15 protein-coding genes are annotated in these 15,957 nt (G+C 68.6%); 10 read left to right on the top strand and 5 right to left on the bottom strand.

Translation table 11 applies throughout. From position 1 onward, the window contains the following. The first annotated feature begins 361 nt into the window (after positions 1 to 361). Complete coding sequence (holA, locus tag ACX80W_RS02960) at positions 362 to 1,372, top strand: DNA polymerase III subunit delta (protein WP_459280303.1); 1,011 nt, start codon at positions 362 to 364, stop codon at positions 1,370 to 1,372. Positions 1,373 to 1,560: 188 nt separating this feature from the next. Here holA and rpsT read toward each other — a convergent pair whose 3' ends face one another. Further along, positions 1,561 to 1,821, bottom strand: coding sequence for a 30S ribosomal protein S20 (gene rpsT / locus ACX80W_RS02965; protein ID WP_459280304.1), 261 nt, complete (start codon positions 1,819 to 1,821; stop codon positions 1,561 to 1,563). Positions 1,822 to 2,006: 185 nt separating this feature from the next. Continuing rightward, positions 2,007 to 2,495 carry a type II toxin-antitoxin system PemK/MazF family toxin gene (locus tag ACX80W_RS02970; protein ID WP_459280306.1) on the bottom strand — a complete coding sequence of 163 codons (489 nt, stop codon included), beginning with the start codon at positions 2,493 to 2,495 and terminating at the stop codon, positions 2,007 to 2,009. Between the two features lie 143 nt (positions 2,496 to 2,638). On the opposite strand from ACX80W_RS02970, the gene lepA reads away from it, so the two are divergent. Together lepA and hemW are read left to right on the top strand one after the other, a co-directional pair. Continuing rightward, entirely contained in the window at positions 2,639 to 4,492 is a 1,854-nt protein-coding gene (lepA, locus tag ACX80W_RS02975) for a translation elongation factor 4 (protein WP_459280308.1), read from the top strand. A 36-nt stretch (positions 4,493 to 4,528) separates the two neighbouring features. Next, positions 4,529 to 5,758 (top strand): radical SAM family heme chaperone HemW, encoded by a 1,230-nt coding sequence (gene hemW / locus ACX80W_RS02980; RefSeq protein ID WP_459280310.1) that lies wholly within the window; start codon positions 4,529 to 4,531, stop codon positions 5,756 to 5,758. Positions 5,759 to 6,065: 307 nt separating this feature from the next. Here the strand turns inward: hemW and ACX80W_RS02985 are convergent, their stop codons facing one another. Further along, positions 6,066 to 6,485 carry a DUF4870 domain-containing protein gene (locus ACX80W_RS02985; protein ID WP_459280312.1) on the bottom strand — a complete coding sequence of 140 codons (420 nt, stop codon included), beginning with the start codon at positions 6,483 to 6,485 and terminating at the stop codon, positions 6,066 to 6,068. A gap of 78 nt (positions 6,486 to 6,563) precedes the next feature. Next, complete coding sequence (locus tag ACX80W_RS02990; RefSeq protein ID WP_459280314.1) at positions 6,564 to 7,418, bottom strand: DUF3097 family protein; 855 nt, start codon at positions 7,416 to 7,418, stop codon at positions 6,564 to 6,566. 161 nt (positions 7,419 to 7,579) lie between these two features. Here ACX80W_RS02990 and hrcA point away from each other — a divergent pair, with 161 nt between their 5' ends. The 3 genes from hrcA to ACX80W_RS03005 all read left to right on the top strand — a co-directional run bounded on the left by hrcA (position 7,580) and on the right by ACX80W_RS03005 (position 10,696). Next, on the top strand, positions 7,580 to 8,593 hold the full coding sequence (hrcA, locus tag ACX80W_RS02995; protein WP_459280316.1) for a heat-inducible transcriptional repressor HrcA: 1,014 nt from the start codon (positions 7,580 to 7,582) through the stop codon (positions 8,591 to 8,593). A 223-nt stretch (positions 8,594 to 8,816) separates the two neighbouring features. Then, on the top strand, positions 8,817 to 9,944 hold the full coding sequence (dnaJ, locus tag ACX80W_RS03000) for a molecular chaperone DnaJ (protein WP_459280318.1): 1,128 nt from the start codon (positions 8,817 to 8,819) through the stop codon (positions 9,942 to 9,944). Positions 9,945 to 9,946: 2 nt separating this feature from the next. Next, positions 9,947 to 10,696, top strand: a complete 750-nt coding sequence (locus tag ACX80W_RS03005) for a 16S rRNA (uracil(1498)-N(3))-methyltransferase (protein WP_459280320.1) — start codon at positions 9,947 to 9,949, stop codon at positions 10,694 to 10,696. Between the two features lie 21 nt (positions 10,697 to 10,717). Here the strand turns inward: ACX80W_RS03005 and ACX80W_RS03010 are convergent, their stop codons facing one another. After that, a complete protein-coding gene (locus tag ACX80W_RS03010) occupies positions 10,718 to 11,695 on the bottom strand; it encodes a GerMN domain-containing protein (RefSeq protein WP_459280321.1) in 978 nt (325 codons plus the stop codon). A gap of 435 nt (positions 11,696 to 12,130) precedes the next feature. Between ACX80W_RS03010 and ACX80W_RS03015 the strand changes: the two genes are divergently transcribed. From ACX80W_RS03015 to era, 4 genes are read left to right on the top strand one after another with little or no spacing between them, the layout of a single operon-like run. Then, positions 12,131 to 13,192, top strand: coding sequence for a PhoH family protein (locus tag ACX80W_RS03015; protein ID WP_459280323.1), 1,062 nt, complete (start codon positions 12,131 to 12,133; stop codon positions 13,190 to 13,192). Further along, on the top strand, positions 13,189 to 13,662 hold the full coding sequence (ybeY, locus tag ACX80W_RS03020) for an rRNA maturation RNase YbeY (RefSeq protein ID WP_459280325.1): 474 nt from the start codon (positions 13,189 to 13,191) through the stop codon (positions 13,660 to 13,662). Before ACX80W_RS03015 ends, ybeY begins: the two co-directional genes overlap by 4 nt. A gap of 20 nt (positions 13,663 to 13,682) precedes the next feature. Continuing rightward, entirely contained in the window at positions 13,683 to 14,975 is a 1,293-nt protein-coding gene (locus ACX80W_RS03025) for a hemolysin family protein (protein ID WP_459280855.1), read from the top strand. Beyond that, complete coding sequence (gene era / locus ACX80W_RS03030) at positions 14,962 to 15,891, top strand: GTPase Era (RefSeq protein WP_459280326.1); 930 nt, start codon at positions 14,962 to 14,964, stop codon at positions 15,889 to 15,891. The genes ACX80W_RS03025 and era overlap by 14 nt, the downstream gene beginning before the upstream one ends. The last annotated feature ends 66 nt before the right edge of the window (positions 15,892 to 15,957 follow it).

The following is a 15,957-nucleotide window of genomic DNA, read 5'->3' on the forward strand; positions in this document are numbered from 1 at the left end:
CGTCGTTTCTTGACCGGCCCGGCATTCTCAAATCATTGTTGACGCACTTCCACCGACCTGACAGTGCAGGCGATCGCCTCCCGGACCGGGTTGGGAGCGACAGCAAATGTCCGGCTCCACTTCACCCGGAAATTGAACACCGCAGCCTCGAGTTACCGCCGCCTCTATCAAGGCCGGAACCGGCACGCGGCACCGGCCTAGGTGTACCGGCCCGAGAGGCGCTCCCAGGCCTCCACCGGTCCTCCCTGAGCTCTGTCTCTTCACCCACCGCAGGACTGGGGGCGGGTCCCTGTAGCTTTGCCGAAGGTCGGCAACATGGCACAGTTGGTCGGTAGGCAGTTCGAGCAGGAATGAAGGTTTCGTGGCAACCAAATCAAGCAGCAGCCGCCCCTCGGGGAAACCCACCACGGTGTCGTGGCGGGAGGCGCGCCCGGCACCCGTCGTCCTCCTGAGTGGACCGGAAGACTACCTGGCCTCGAAGGCCTCCGAACTGATCCGCACCCAGGTGCGCACCGCCCAGCCCGGCGCCGAACTCGTCACGCTCGATGCCGCCGCGTACGGCGCCGGCACCCTGGGGATGCAGGCAAGGCCGTCCCTGTTCGGGGACTGGAAAATCATCGAGGTCGCCGGCCTCGCCTCGATGAACGACGACTTCCTCCAGGACGCCCTCGCCTACCTCGGCGACCCGGCACCGGACGTGGTGCTGGTGCTGCGCCACAGCGGCGGAAACCGCGGCAAGAAGCTCCTGGACGCACTGGCCGCACACGGCGCCCTCAGCGTTGACTGCCAGCCGCTAAAGAAGGACGCCGACAAGGCCGACTTCGTCTCGGCGGAGTTCCGCCTCGCCCGGCGCAGGATCGACGGGGACGCCGTCCGCGCCCTGGTCGCCGCCGTCGGGTCCCAGCTGTCGGAACTCGCGGCGGCCTGCCAGCAGCTCATGGCCGATACCGTCGGGGACGTCACCGCGGAAGCGGTGGAGAAGTACTACGGCGGCAGGGTGGAGGCGACGGGCTTCAAGGTGGCCGACGCCGCCCTCGCCGGGCGGACGGCGCAGGCGCTCTCGATGCTGCGCCACGCCCTTGCCACCGGAGCCGACCCCGTCCCGCTGGTGGCGGCCCTCGCCATGAAGGTGCGTGCCGTCGCGAAGGTCCACGGCGCGTCGGGCTCCTCCGCCCAGCTGGCACGTTCCCTCGGCATGGCTCCCTGGCAGGTCGACCAGGCGCGCCGGGAAGCCCAGCGGTTCTCCTCCGAGTCCCTCGCCCGGTGCGTGCGCGCCCTCGCCGACGCCGACGCCCAGGTCAAGGGAGGCTCAAGGGACCCGGTCTACGCCGTGGAACGCGCCGTCACGATCATCGCGCTCGGCGACCGCTGAGAGCAGGGACGGGTCGTTCGATAGGCAGGACCGCGCCAGGCCTCCCGGTCGATGGGCAGGGCCGTCTTCCGGCAGCGCCGGCTTCACTTGAGCCGATGTCGGCCGGAGCAGCTGGCGGGCAGGCCCGTTAACGCACTGTGGCCGGCCCCCGAGGGGACCGGCCACAGATACGAAAACCTGAGGAGCGCTTAGAGCGCGTTGACCTTCTTGGAGATGGCCGACTTGCGGTTCGCTGCGTTGTTCTTGTGCAGCACACCCTTGCTGACAGCCTTGTCGAGCTTGCGGCTGGCAGTCTGCAGGGCGGTCGCGGCGGCGTCCTTGTCAGCGGAATCCACGGCGGTGGTTACCGCACGGATCGCCGTCTTGAGCTCGGACTTCACCGAGTTGTTGCGCTGCCTCGCCTTTTCGCTGGTGAGGATGCGCTTCTTCTGGGACTTGATATTTGCCACGTATGAAAACTTTCTTTGTATTGCGGACTGGTCGTGAGGGAATTTCGGTCCAACCATGAACTGAGCGGCGTGGGGATACCGTGTGGCGATTGGTCCAAAGTGCCCGTCGACCTGCGCGGACACACAGCTAGCTATATTAGCAGAAGTCAGCCGGGTCTGCGCCGGACGGAGCCCAGCGCACCGCGTCAGGCACGCGGGATGCGCCCGACGACGGCGTCGAACGCCTTCCGGGGCAGCACCGCACCATTGCGGCGGATGGCCGCGGGGTCGACACGGAGGATCCGGTCCACCCGCACCTCGCTGGGCCGGCGCTGCGGATCCCAGGCCCCCGTGCCGATGTCCACGAAGCGCGCATCGGCGGAGCGCCCGTTGTTGCGGTCGCGCGACGTCAACGCCAGGCCCAGGAGGTGGCCCTTCTCCCGGCCGATCAGCAGGACCGGACGGTCCTTACCCCGGGAAGGGTCCTCCTCATAGGGCACCCACGTCCAGACGATCTCCCCGGGATCGGGCCGCCCGTCGGGCCGTGGGGAGTATGAGAAGCCGCCGCGGGCCGGGACCCGCCGCTTCGTTGAAGGGCCGGCTGTGCCAGGCGGAGGCGCCGGAGAGGCAAGGCGCCGCAGGAGGCGTCCCGCCGCCCGCGACAGGCGGAGCAGTGAGCGAGCATCGATTCCCATGGACCCACAGTATCGGCGGACCCTGCCCCGCGGCCTGAGCCATGTTCGGCCGGTACGGACAGGGCGTGGGACACTAGTAGGGCAACGGATGCCCGACAATGGTCGGCCTGTCGTAAAACGTCCCGCAAGAGTGAGGAACCCACGTGTCACCCATGGCCCGCACCGCTCCGGTGCCCGCCGCCACTGATCCGGCGATCATTCGGAACTTCTGCATCATCGCCCATATCGATCATGGGAAGTCCACGCTGGCGGACAGGATGCTCCAGCTCACCGGCGCGGTGGAGCAGCGCGACATGAAGGCCCAGTACCTGGACCGGATGGATATTGAGCGCGAACGTGGCATCACCATCAAGTCGCAGGCCGTCCGCCTGCCGTGGGAGTACAACGGCGTCACCTACGCCCTGAACATGATCGACACCCCCGGGCATGTCGACTTCACCTACGAGGTCTCCCGCTCGCTGGCGGCCTGCGAGGGCGCCATCCTCCTCGTCGACGCCGCGCAGGGCATCGAGGCCCAGACCCTGGCGAACCTGTACCTCGCGATCGAGAACGACCTCACCATCATCCCGGTGCTGAACAAGATCGACCTCCCGGCGGCGCAGCCGGAGAAGTACGCCGCGGAACTGGCCAAGCTCATCGGCGGCAAGCCCGAGGACGTCCTGCTGGTCTCCGGCAAGACCGGCGCCGGCGTCGAGGCCCTGCTGGACAAGATCACCGCCGAGCTCCCCGCACCCGTCGGGGATCCCGACGCCCCGGCACGCGCCATGATCTTCGACTCGGTGTACGACACGTACCGCGGCGTCGTCACCTACGTCCGCGTCGTCGACGGGCACCTCAGCCCGCGCGAGCGCATCCAGATGATGTCCACCCGGGCCAGCCACGAACTCCTCGAGATCGGTGTCAGCTCCCCGGAGCCCACGCCCTCCAAGGGCCTCGGCGTCGGGGAGGTCGGCTACCTCATCACCGGGGTGAAGGATGTCCGCCTCTCCAAGGTCGGCGACACCGTCACCAACCTGGCCAAGCCGGCCGCCGAGTCGCTGGGCGGCTACGAGGACCCGAAGCCGATGGTCTTCTCGGGGCTGTATCCCCTGGACGGCACCGACTACCCGGTCCTGCGCGACGCGCTCGACAAGCTCAAGCTGAACGACGCCGCCCTGACCTACGAGCCCGAAACCTCGGCCGCCCTCGGGTTCGGGTTCCGCGTCGGTTTCCTCGGACTGCTCCACCTCGAGATCATCCGGGAACGGCTGGAGCGCGAGTTCAACCTGGACCTGATCTCGACGGCGCCCAACGTCGTGTACGAGGTGACGCTCGAAGACAAGAGCGTGGTCACCGTGACCAACCCGAGTGAGTACCCGACGGGCAAGGTCAAGGAGGTGCGCGAACCGATGGTGTCGGCGACCATCCTCGCGCCGAACGAGTTCGTGGGCGGCATCATCGAGCTCTGCCAGCAGCGGCGCGGCCACATGCGCGGCATGGACTACCTGTCGGAGGACCGTGTCGAGATGCGGTACTGGCTGCCGCTGGCCGAGATCGTCTTCGACTTCTTCGACCTCCTCAAGTCCAAGACCCGCGGCTACGCCTCCCTTGACTGGAAGGCCGACGGCGACCAGGTGTCGGACCTCGTGAAGGTGGACATCCTCCTGCAGGGCGAACAGGTCGACGCGTTCAGCGCCATCACGCACCGCGACAAGGCCTACAGCTACGGGGTCATGATGACAGGCAAGCTGCGGGAACTGATTCCGCGCCAGCAGTTCGAGGTGCCCATCCAGGCTGCCATCGGATCGCGCATCATCGCCCGCGAAAGCATCCGGGCCATCCGCAAGGACGTCCTGGCCAAGTGCTACGGCGGCGACATCACCCGTAAGCGCAAGCTTCTCGAAAAGCAGAAGGAGGGCAAGAAGCGCATGAAGATGGTCGGGCGGGTCGAAGTACCCCAGGAGGCCTTCATCGCCGCCCTGTCCTCCGACGACTCGAAGGACAAATCCAAGAAGTGAAGTTCGTGAACCACCCCTCCACCCGGAGGGTGTCCGGTGCCTAGCGCACTGCCCCTCGGACTCCCCGCGCCGGCGGACGGGATCCTCCCGGAGCAGGCCCGGGAGGGCGCGGCGGACCGGAACTTTGGACTGTATGTCCACATTCCCTTCTGCGCCGTCCGGTGCGGCTACTGCGACTTCAACACCTACACCGCCACCGAACTCGGCGGCGGTGGCTCGCAGGACCAGTACGCAGGGACCGTTCATCAGGAGATCGCCCTCGCCGGTGAGGCCCTTGACGCTTCGGGCGTTCCCCGGAGGCCGCTCTCCACGGTGTTCTTCGGTGGCGGCACCCCGACGCTGCTCCCGGCGGAGGACCTCGCCGGCATCCTCGCGAGGGCGGTGGATCAGTGGGGCCTGGTCGACGGCGCGGAGGTCACCACCGAGGCGAACCCCGACTCGGTGACCGAGGAGTCCCTGCAGATCCTCGCGGAGGCCGGGTTCACCCGGGTGTCCTTCGGCATGCAGTCGGCGGTTCCGCACGTCCTGAAGGTCCTTGACCGCACCCATTCGCCCGCCCGGGTGCCGCAGGCCGTGGAATGGGCACGGCGGGCCGGCCTGAACGTCAGCCTCGACCTCATCTACGGCACGCCGGGGGAGTCCCTTGAGGACTGGCGGCACTCGCTCACGACGGCCCTCTCCTACGAGCCCGACCACATCTCCGCCTACGCCCTCATCATCGAGGACGGCACAAAGCTGGCCGGGCGGATCCGCCGCGGCGAGGTTCCCCCCATCGACGACGACGACCACGCCGACAAGTACGCCCTCGCCGACGAACTGCTCACCGCCGGCGGCATGCAGTGGTACGAAGTCAGCAACTGGGCCCGGACCCCGGCCGACGAGTGCCGCCACAACCTGGCGTACTGGCGGGGGGATGACTGGTGGGGCGCCGGCCCGGGAGCGCACTCCCACGTGGGCGGCGTCCGCTGGTGGAATGTGAAGCACCCGAGGGCCTACGCGGCCGCGCTGACCCCCGGTACGTCGCCCGCCGCCGGCCGCGAGGTCTTGTCAGACCATGACCGCTACGTCGAGGACATTCTGCTGCGGGTGCGTCTGCGCGAGGGATTGGCGATTGACCGGCTGGAGCCGGCCGGGCGGCTCGCCGTGGCGGGGCTGATCGCCGACGGGCTCATTGAGGGTGCGGAAGCCATCCGCGGGCAGCTGCGCCTGACCGGCAGCGGACGGCTGATGGCCGACGCCGTCGTGCGCCGCCTCCTGCCGGACTAGGAGCGCCCACAGGCATCCCTGCCCACTGATCGCCGCTGATGAGTGGGCAGGTGTGTGACCGGGACGCACTCAAAGCGATCCTGCCCACTGAAAGCCGCTGATCACTGGGCAGAACTGAGATCGGGCGTCCGTTCGAGCAATCCTGCCCACCGACCTCCACTGATGAGTGGGCATGTCTGGATATGCCCACTGATCGGGGCCGGTCAGTGGGCAGAAGGAACCCCGGGCTGGGATTGGATCCAATTCACCCGCCGACGCGGGCCTCTCAGCGGGCAGGAGCGGTTCGGGCGACGTCAGAAGGGCGGGCTCAGCGCAGCGGCCGCAGGTTCAGCGCGTAGCGGTAGGGCCTGCCCCGGTTGACCTGGATTCCCGCGGTCACGGAACACACCGCGATGCCGACCCAGATCAGCGCGTTGACGACCGCGAACACGCCACCGATCACGGGAAGCAGCGAGAGCAGCCAGGCAGCGAAGGCCAGGAGGGTCGGGGGAAGCGTGAAGTTCAGGGCTTCCTTCGATTCCTGCGCGGTGAAGGGGCCACGGTCCTTGAAGATCAGGTAGATCACCAGGGAGGGCAGGAACCCCAGGATGCCGCCGAAGTGGGCCAGCGTCGCAAACTGCCGGTCCTGCGAGGCCGTCAGCGGCAGGGCAGTGGCGGGCGCTCCCTCAAAGGCGGGCCGGTTTCCGCCGGCTCCGGAGTTCTGGGGTTTGTCGGCAGTGTTTGGCAACGGGTAATTTCCTTTGCAGCGTGGCGGGTTGACCCCAGGACTTTCTCCAAGGGTACTTGGTGCCGCGTGCCGGCGGCATCAGGAGCCGGGGTGGCCGGCGGTCAGGAAGTCGATGACTTCCTCGACCCGGCCCAGCAGGGACGGCTCGAGGTCCGCGTAGGACTTCACACTGCCCAGAATCCGCTTCCACCCTTGGGCGACGGCGGCCTGGCTGTTGGAGGGCCAGCCGAGTCCGGCAAGGATGCCGGTCTTCCAGTCCTGCCCGCGGGGAACCACGGGCCAGGCCGCGAGGCCCAGCGCGCCGGGCTTCACCGCCTGCCACACGTCGACATAGGGGTGGCCCACGATCAGGACATTGCCCCGGGCGCCCGGCAGGGCCATCGCCTCCTGCGCGATGCGGAACTCCTTCGTCCCGGGCAGGAGATGGTCCACCAGGATCCCGAGGCGCCGCTGCGGACCCGGATCGAAGCTTCGGACAACACCGGCCAGGTCGTCGACCCCGTGCAGGGGCTCGACGACGATGCCCTCGAGCCGCAGGTCCTCACCCCAGACCTTTTCGACAAGTTCGGCGTCGTGCTGGCCCTCCACCCAGATCCGGCTCGCCCGCGCCACGCGCGCCCGGGCGCCCTCGACCTTTACGGAGCCGGACGCGGTCCGCGTGGCGGACTTGGCAGGCGCAGCCGTGGGGGCAACAACGTGGACCGGGGCGCCGTCAACCAGGAAGCCGTGCCCCAGGCGGAAGGTCCGGCGCTTGTTCCGCCGGTCCTCGAGGACCATCACATGCAGGCCGCCGGATTTCTCCACCCGGACCACGGCCCCGACGAAACCGCTCTGCACGTCCTCCAGGACGAGGCCGGGATCGGCCGGAACATCCGGCAGGACGGTGCGTTTGGGGGCGGAGATGTCCTGGGCCCCCCAGGCGTAGTCGGCCACCCTGATCTCGCTTCCATGTGCGCCGACGCACAGTTGCCGCCGGTCTTTCCAATGCTAACAATCCCCCCGAACGTACTAGACTTAGCACTTAGGTGTGTCGAGTGCTAACCATGGACGGTGCGCTCCGCCCAAAAGACAACGCGACTGCGGAGGTGAACGAGATGAGCGAACCACGACGCCTGGAAGTGCTGCAGGCAATAGTTGAGGACTACGTGCATACCCGGGAGCCCGTCGGGTCGAAGGCCCTTGTGGACCGGCACCGGCTCGGTGTCTCGTCCGCCACCATCCGGAACGACATGGCCGTGCTCGAGGAGGAGGGGCTGATCACCGCTCCCCACACAAGCTCCGGGCGCATCCCCACGGACAAGGGCTATCGGACCTTCGTCGACCGCATCTCGGAGGTCAAGCCCCTCTCGGCGGCCGAGAAGCGGGCCATCCAGTCACTGCTCGAGGGTGCCGGCGATCTCGACGACGTCATGGACCGCACGGTGCGGCTCCTGGCCCAGCTGACGAACCAGGTGGCCGTTGTGCAGTTCCCGCGCCTCGGCGGAGCGGCGGTGCGCCACATCGAATTCGTCCTCCTCGCGCCCCGCCAGGTCCTCGTGGTGCTGATCGCCACCAACGGAACCGTGCAGCAGCGGGTGGTCCCGGTTTCCGCCCCGATCGAGGAAGCCGAACTGGCCGACCTCAAGCAGCGGATCCTGGCCCGGGTCGCGGGAGTGGCCCTTTCCGCGCTGCCCACGGAACTCTCCTCCACCGCCGCAGTGCTCCCGCCCGCCCTCAGTGCGACCGGGGCGGCGCTGATCTCCGCCCTGGAGAACCTTGCCGGAATGAGCAGGGAGGACCGCATCGTGATGGCGGGCACGGCGAACCTGGCCCGGTCCACAGTAGACTTTCCTCTCAGCATCGGACCGGTGCTCGAAGCACTCGAGGAACAGGTCATCATGCTCCGTCTCCTTTCGGAGATGGAACAGGACGCCCGCGGCATCTCGGTCCGGATCGGCAGTGAAAACCCCTACGGAGGTCTTTCGGAGGCATCGGTGATCGCCACCGGTTACGGACCGGACGCTACGGCGAAACTCGGGGTGCTCGGTCCGACCCGGATGGACTATCCGGGCACGATGGCCGCGGTGCGGGCAGTCGCCCGGTACCTGTCGCGGATCCTCGCCGAATAACACCGGTCGAATAACACCGGTCGAATAACACCGGTCGAAAAACCCAGGTTGAACAACCTCGGCCGGAAACCCGGGCCGAAAATCCAGAATCGAATACACGTGGCCGGGCAATCCAGGCCACGAAGCCAACGCCGGGAAATTCCGGCTGCCGGGCCCGGCAGCCGGACCCGGCACGCAAGTTCATCAGCCAGACAGCGTGTTCTACAGGAAGAGATGTGCAGGAGTGAGTAATCACTATGAGGTGCTCGGCGTATCGCAGGGCGCGAGCAACGAGGAGATCAAGAAGGCCTACCGGAAGCTCGCGCGCAAACTCCACCCGGACGTCAACGCCGGCCCCGACGCCGCCGAGGAGTTCAAGCGGGTAAGCCACGCCTACGAGGTGCTCTCCGACCCGCAGAAGAGGCGCGTCTACGACACCACCGGCAACGAGAACGGAACCGACAACGGCTTCGGCTCGGGGTACTCCGGCTCCGGATTCGCCTTCCAGGACATCTTCGAAACCTTCTTCGGCGGAGGAAGTCCCAGCGGGCCGCCCTCACGCACCCGGCGTGGCCAGGACGCACTGATCAACGTGCGAATCGACCTCAAGGACGCGGTCTTCGGCATCAACAAGAAGATCGAGGTGGACACCGCGGCCGTGTGCAGCACGTGCGACGGCACCTGCTGCCAGCCCGGCACCTCGCCGCAGACCTGTGACATCTGCGGCGGCTCCGGCCAGGTCCAGCGCGCCGTGCGCTCCATCCTCGGCCAGGTCATGACCAGCGCCCCGTGCGGCAGCTGCTCGGGCTTCGGGACCGTCATCCCCAACCCCTGCCACGAGTGCAAGGGCGAGGGGCGCGTCCGCGCACGCCGCAGCCTCACCATCAAGATCCCCGCCGGCGTCTCGACCGGAACGCGGATCCAGCTCAGCGGCCAGGGCGAGGCGGGCACCGCCGGCGGGCCGCAGGGCGATCTGTACATCGAGATCCGGGTGAACACCGACAGCACCTTCCTGCGCGACGGCGACGACCTCCACGTCACGCTGAGCGTGCCGATGACGGCGGCCGCGCTGGGCACCTCGGTCAGCCTCGACACCTTCGACGGCGAGCAGGAACTCCCGATCAAGCCGGGCACCCAGCCGGGCGAGGTCGTCACCCTCCGGGGCCTCGGCGTCACCCACCTGCGCGGCCAGGGCCGCGGAGACCTCCTGGTCCACCTCAACGTTGAGACTCCGCGCAACATCGACGCCGCCCAGGAGGAGCTGCTGCGCCGCCTTGCCGAGCTGCGGGGCGAGGAGTCGGCCGAGGGCCAGCTGGCCAGCAGCGGCTCCGGCGTCTTCGCCCGGCTGCGCGAGCGGCTGGGGAACCTCTAGCAGTGACCTCTCCGCTGTTCTTCGGGGAGCCCGCCGCTGTGCGCTCCGCCGCCGTCGGGTCGGTCTTCGTCCTCGGGGGCGATGAGGCCCGGCATGCCACAACGGTGCGCCGCCTCACCCCGGGTGAATGGGTGGACATCGCCGACGGCGCCGGTTTTCGGCTCCGCGGCACCGTGGCCGAGGGGGAGCCGGGCACGCTCGCGGTCCGGGTCGAGTCCGCGGCCCAGGAGGAGCCCCCGCGGGAGAAGCTGGTGCTGATCCAGGCGCTGGCCAAGGGCGACCGCGATGAGCAGGCCATCGAGGCCGCCACCGAGCTTGGCGTCGACGCCGTCGTGCCGTGGCAGTCCGAGCGCAGCATCGTGAGGTGGCGGGCGGACAAGGCGGCCAAGGGGCAGCGGAAGTGGGAGGCCGTCGTCGCCGGGGCGGCCAAGCAGTCCCGGCGGTCGTGGATCCCGGAGGTCCACCCGATGCTCGACTCGGCACGGCTCCCGGCCTGGACGGCACGCTTCGACCGGGTGTTCGTGCTGTCCGAGACGGCCGGGGAGGGGCTGGCGCAGCTTGCGGCCGGCGCAGCCCCGGGCGGCACGACGGCGGTCATCGTCGGGCCCGAGGGCGGTATCAGCGACCGCGAGCTCGCCGCTCTGCAGGAGGCAGGGGCGGCTCCTGCCCGGCTGGGACCGCATGTGCTGCGTTCGTCCTCGGCCGGTCCGGCCGCGCTCGTGCTGCTGAACCACCTGCTCGGCCGCTGGTAGGAGTGCCGCCGCGCCCGCCGCTCACTTGATTTCGATGGTCTTCGTGTCGGTGAATTCCTCGGCGTCGTCGCCGCCCAGCCGGAACACCGCGACCTCGTAGCGTCCGGGCGGGAGGGCCACCGTGAACTCGTACTCGCCGGCGGGACCGTCGAGCTCGACCTTCCCCTCCTTCACCGTGGTCCCAGGAACCCGCTCGCCGGGTGCCGGTGGAACGCGGCCCTTGAGCTTGTCCAGCGACGTGATCCGCCAGGACAGCGTGGACGATTCCGACCGGCCCGAACCGGAAACGACGACGGTGGCGAGGTTCCGCACGTCGCCGTCCTGCGGATTGGTGATCCACACCGGTGCGACAAGTGAGGGGTCGCGGCGCAGCTCGCCGTCCAGGGTCGTTCCGGCGGGGCCATCGAATCCGGCCTTGCCGTCGACCAGCAGCACGACGCTGCTCGTCCCGCCGGCCTCGATCAGGCCGGCATTGGCCGCTGCGGCGGTCGCCGTGAAGACCAGCTGCTGGATGGCAAGGCGGGCCCGGGCGGCGTCGAGCCCCGGCCGGAACGCATCGGCGGACAGATCGACGGTGATGACGTTCTGCGCCGAGATCGACGAGGTCACCATGGAGGCGGGCTCCCAGAGGCCGTGGAAATCGGGGTCGAAGGGCCGGCCGATGGTCATCAGGCGCACGGCGTCGGCGATCGGGTCCCCGACGCTCTCCGGCGCCGCTTCGCCGGTGAACTCCCGGTAGAGCAGCGCCGAGCCGCCGCTGCCGCCCAGCCAGTACACCGGCAGGATGCCGTCGGAACCGGCCACCTCGTCGGCATTGCCGGGTTGGGCCGGCGGCCCGACCGGCAGCGCATTCGATGCACCGGACGGCGGGGGAGCCGGCGGGTCGGAGGTGCAGGCCGGCAGCAGCAGCACGCTGGTGCACAGCAGGACCCCGGCGGAGGACACGAGGAGTCCGCGGAGGCCGAGGCGGCTGCGCCGAAGGGGATCCCGTCTGTTCACGCAGGAGCCTCCTTCACCGATAGGTATGCCGTACGCGCTGTGCCGGTGACGCCGTTTCGCGGCGCGGACTGCGGTGCCTGCGCCGGTCCTGCGGGGACGGCGCCTATCTCAAGCGTGGCACAGCGGGTGCCCGCCGGCGCTCCCGAGTCGCCCCATTGCGCCGACTGAAATGGTATCGATACCTAGCTGTTGCCGAGTTGGTATGTTCCCCCGCGGCGGGGTGCCGGCGTGTCCGCCCGGGGCCGAAAAAGGTCGCCGCCGCCACACCATGACGTAAGATTAGGGGCGGGGCGAGCGTGCTGCGCCGGAGCGGGGGAACCGGATCCGGCGGGGAACGGACCCCGCGGCAGGGGCAGGACCACCACCAGCGCGGGTATCAGCACCCGCACGGACACTGAAGTGACAAGGGGCGATGGAAGGCCGTACGGCCGTACTATGAGCGAATCTTCACCAGGTATAAACGCAGCGGGTCTCGACACGAGGGTCGTGCACTTCGACTCCGGCGAACAGATGGTGCAGGCCCTGGGTACCAACGACGAAGCGCTCAAGCTCATTGAAGCCACCTTCCCCGGCGTGAGCCTGCAGGCCCGCGGCAATGAACTGTCGATCACCGGTCCCGCCGCCGACGTGCTGCGCACCGAGCGGTTGATGTTCGAGGTCCGCACCATGGCCCTCAACAACACCCCGGTCAGCCCGCAGGTCCTCGAACAGCTCATCACGATGCTCCGGACGCAGAGCGTGGGGCGGCCCTCCGACGTGCTGTCGATGAACATCCTCTCCTCGCGGGGACGGACCATCCGGCCGAAGACCCTCAATCAGAAGAGCTACGTCGACGCGATCGACCGCAACACCATTGTCTTCGGCATCGGCCCGGCGGGTACCGGCAAGACCTACCTCGCCATGGCGAAGGCGGTCCAGGCCCTGCAGCAGAAGGAGGTCAACCGGATCATCCTGACCCGGCCGGCCGTCGAGGCGGGGGAGCGGCTCGGTTTCCTCCCGGGAACCCTCAACGACAAGATCGACCCCTACCTGCGACCCCTGTACGACGCCCTCCACGACATGATGGATCCCGACTCCATCCCGCGGCTCATGGCCGCCGGCACCATCGAGGTGGCGCCCCTTGCCTACATGCGGGGCCGCACCCTCAACGACGCGTTCATCATCCTCGACGAGGCGCAGAACACCACCCCTGAGCAGATGAAGATGTTCCTCACCCGCCTGGGCTTCGGATCGAAGATGGTCGTCACGGGGGACGTCACCCAGGTCGACCTTCCCGGCGGGACCAAGTCGGGGCTGCGCATCGTCAATGACATCCTGCGGGGGGTCGACGACGTGTTCTTCAGCGAACTCGACGCCTCCGACGTCGTCCGCCACCGCCTCGTCGGCGACATCGTCAGCGCCTACAGCCGGTGGGACGAGGAGCAGGCGGCCGAGCGGGAGGCGGCGCCCGACGGCGCCGCGGCCGCGGCGCGCCGTGCCAGGGCGGGCATCAAATGAGCATCGAGGTCAACAACGAATCCGGTGTCGAGGTCGACGAGGAAGCGCTGGTGCGGCTGGGGAACTTCCTGATCGACAGCCTCTTCGTGCACCCCGACGCGGACCTGTCGATCATCCTGGTGGACACCGAGGCGATGGAGCGCCTGCACATCGAGTGGATGGACGAACCCGGTCCCACCGACGTGCTCTCCTTCCCGATGGATGAGCTGCGCCCGGGCACGCCCGGCCGCACCAGCCCGGCCGGCGTGCTCGGCGACGTCGTCCTGTGCCCGGAGGTCGCCAGGACCCAGGCCGCGACGGCGGGCCACACCACCCAGGAGGAGCTGCTGCTCCTGACCACCCACGGCATGCTCCACCTGCTTGGCTACGACCATGCGGAGCCGGAGGAGGAGAAGGAGATGTTCGGTCTCCAGCGCCAGCTCCTCAGCGACTTCCTTGGCCGGGAGGCGCCCCGGGAGACCCGCGCTTGATCATCTGGATCCTTGCCGTCATGGCGCTGGTCTTCCTGTGCGTGGCCGCGCTCGTGACGGCCGCCGAGGCGGCCTTCACCTACCTTCCCCGGCAGGAGGGCGAGACCCTCGTCCAGGAGTCGCGCAGTTCGGCCCTGCGGGGCATCCTCGCGTCCCCGGCCGCACACATGCACGCCCTGCGGTTCTGGCGGGTCTGGTTCGAAACGGCCGGCGCGGTGGCGGTGGCCATCCTCCTCCATTTCGTGCTGGACAACGTCTGGCTGGCCGGCCTGCTCGCGACCGTGGTGATGGCCGCCGTCGGGTTCGTCCTGGTCGGTGTCTCGCCGCGCCAGTTCGGCCGGGCGCATGCCACCGCCGTCGTGCAGTTCACCGCCGGTTTCGTCGCCTTCCTCTGCGGGGTCCTCGGCCCGGTGCCGCGCTGGTTCGTCGCCATCGGCAGCCTCGTCACCCCGGGCGCCCCCCGCGACGAGGCGGCGTTCTTCACCGAGGAGGAATTCCGCGAGATGCTGACGCGCGCCTCCGACGCCGAGATGATCGAGGACAGCGAGGCCGAGCTCATCCACTCGGTGTTCGAACTCGGGGACACCAAGGTGCGGTCGGTGATGGTCCCGCGCACCGACATGGTTTCGCTCGAGAGCGGATCGACCCTCGACGACGCCCTTTCCCTGTTCCTCCGCTCCGGGTACTCCCGGGTCCCCGTCATCGGGGAGGACTCCGATGACATCCGCGGGATCCTCTACCTCAAGGACGTCGTGGCCGAACTGCACGGCCGGCCGGCGGAGCGCAGGAGCCGCACCGTCGACGGCATCACCCGCGAGGCACGCTACGTGCCCGAGTCCAAGCCGGTCGGGGACTTCCTGCAGGAGCTGCAGCGCGAGTCGACCCACGTGGCCATCGTCATCGACGAATATGGAGGCACCGCCGGGCTGGTGACCCTTGAGGACCTCATCGAGGAGATCGTTGGCGAGATCGTCGACGAGTACGACTCGGAGGTGCCCGAACAGGAACAGCTTCCCGACGGCGGGTACCGCGTCAGCGCGCGGATGGGCATCGACGACCTCGGGGAACTCTTCGGCGTTGAACTCGAGGACGAGGAGGTCGACACGGTCGGCGGACTCCTCGCCAAGACGCTGGGGAAGGTGCCGATTGTCGGCAGTGAGGTGACAATTGAAGGTATCGGCCTGAGGGCCGAGCGGCTTGAAGGCCGGCGCAACAGGGTTTCACACATCATCGCCTTCGCGCGGGACAAGGACCGCGGCGGGGAATTGCAGATCAACGAACAGGAAACGGCGGAAGAATATGAGCGGCGATAAGCACCGGGCGGGATTCGTGTCCCTGGTGGGGCGGCCGAACGCCGGAAAATCAACGCTGACGAACGCCCTGGTGGGCACCAAGGTCGCCATCACCTCGGCCAAGCCGCAGACGACGCGGCACACCATCCGCGGCATCGTCACCCGCGAGGACGCACAGATCGTCCTCGTTGACACCCCCGGCCTGCACCGGCCGCGCACCCTCCTGGGCCAGCGGCTCAACGACCTGGTGGCCGATACCCTCGCCGAGGTCGACGCCGTCGGCTTCTGCATCCCCGCGAACGAGAAGATCGGGCCCGGTGACCGGTTCATCGCCCAACAGCTCTCCCGGCTGAACCGCAAGCCCCTCATCGCCGTCGTCACCAAGACGGACCTGGTGGACCGGGCGGCTCTCACCGAGCAGCTCCTGGCGGTCGCTCAGCTCGGCACCGAGGTCGCCGGCCCGGAGGGCTGGGCCGACGTCGTGCCGGTGTCGGCCGCCGACGGATACCAGGTCGACACGGTTGCCGACGTCTTCAGCAAGCACATGCCCGAGTCTCCGGTGCTCTACCCCGGCGGGGAGCTGACCGACGAGCCCGAGGCGGTCATGATCGCTGAGCTCGTCCGGGAGGCGGCGCTCGAGGGCGTGCGGGACGAACTGCCCCATTCGCTGGCCGTCGTGGTCGAGGAGATGATCCCCCGGGAAGGCCGCAGCGAGGACAACCCGCTGCTGGACATCCACGTCAACCTCTATGTCGAGCGCCCATCCCAGAAGGCAATCATCATCGGCAAGGGCGGGGCACGGCTCCGGGAGGTCGGCACGAACGCCAGGCGCGGCATCGAGGCGCTGCTCGGCACGCGGGTCTACCTCGATCTCCACGTCAAGATCGCCAAGGACTGGCAGCGGGACCCGAAGCAGCTGGTGCGGCTGGGGTTCTGACCGGGCACCGTCCGGCTGTAACACTCGTTGGTCCGAGCAAGGACCTGCGGCGCGCTGCGCCGCCCC

The sequence above is a fragment of the Arthrobacter melezitosi genome (genome assembly GCF_054511055.1).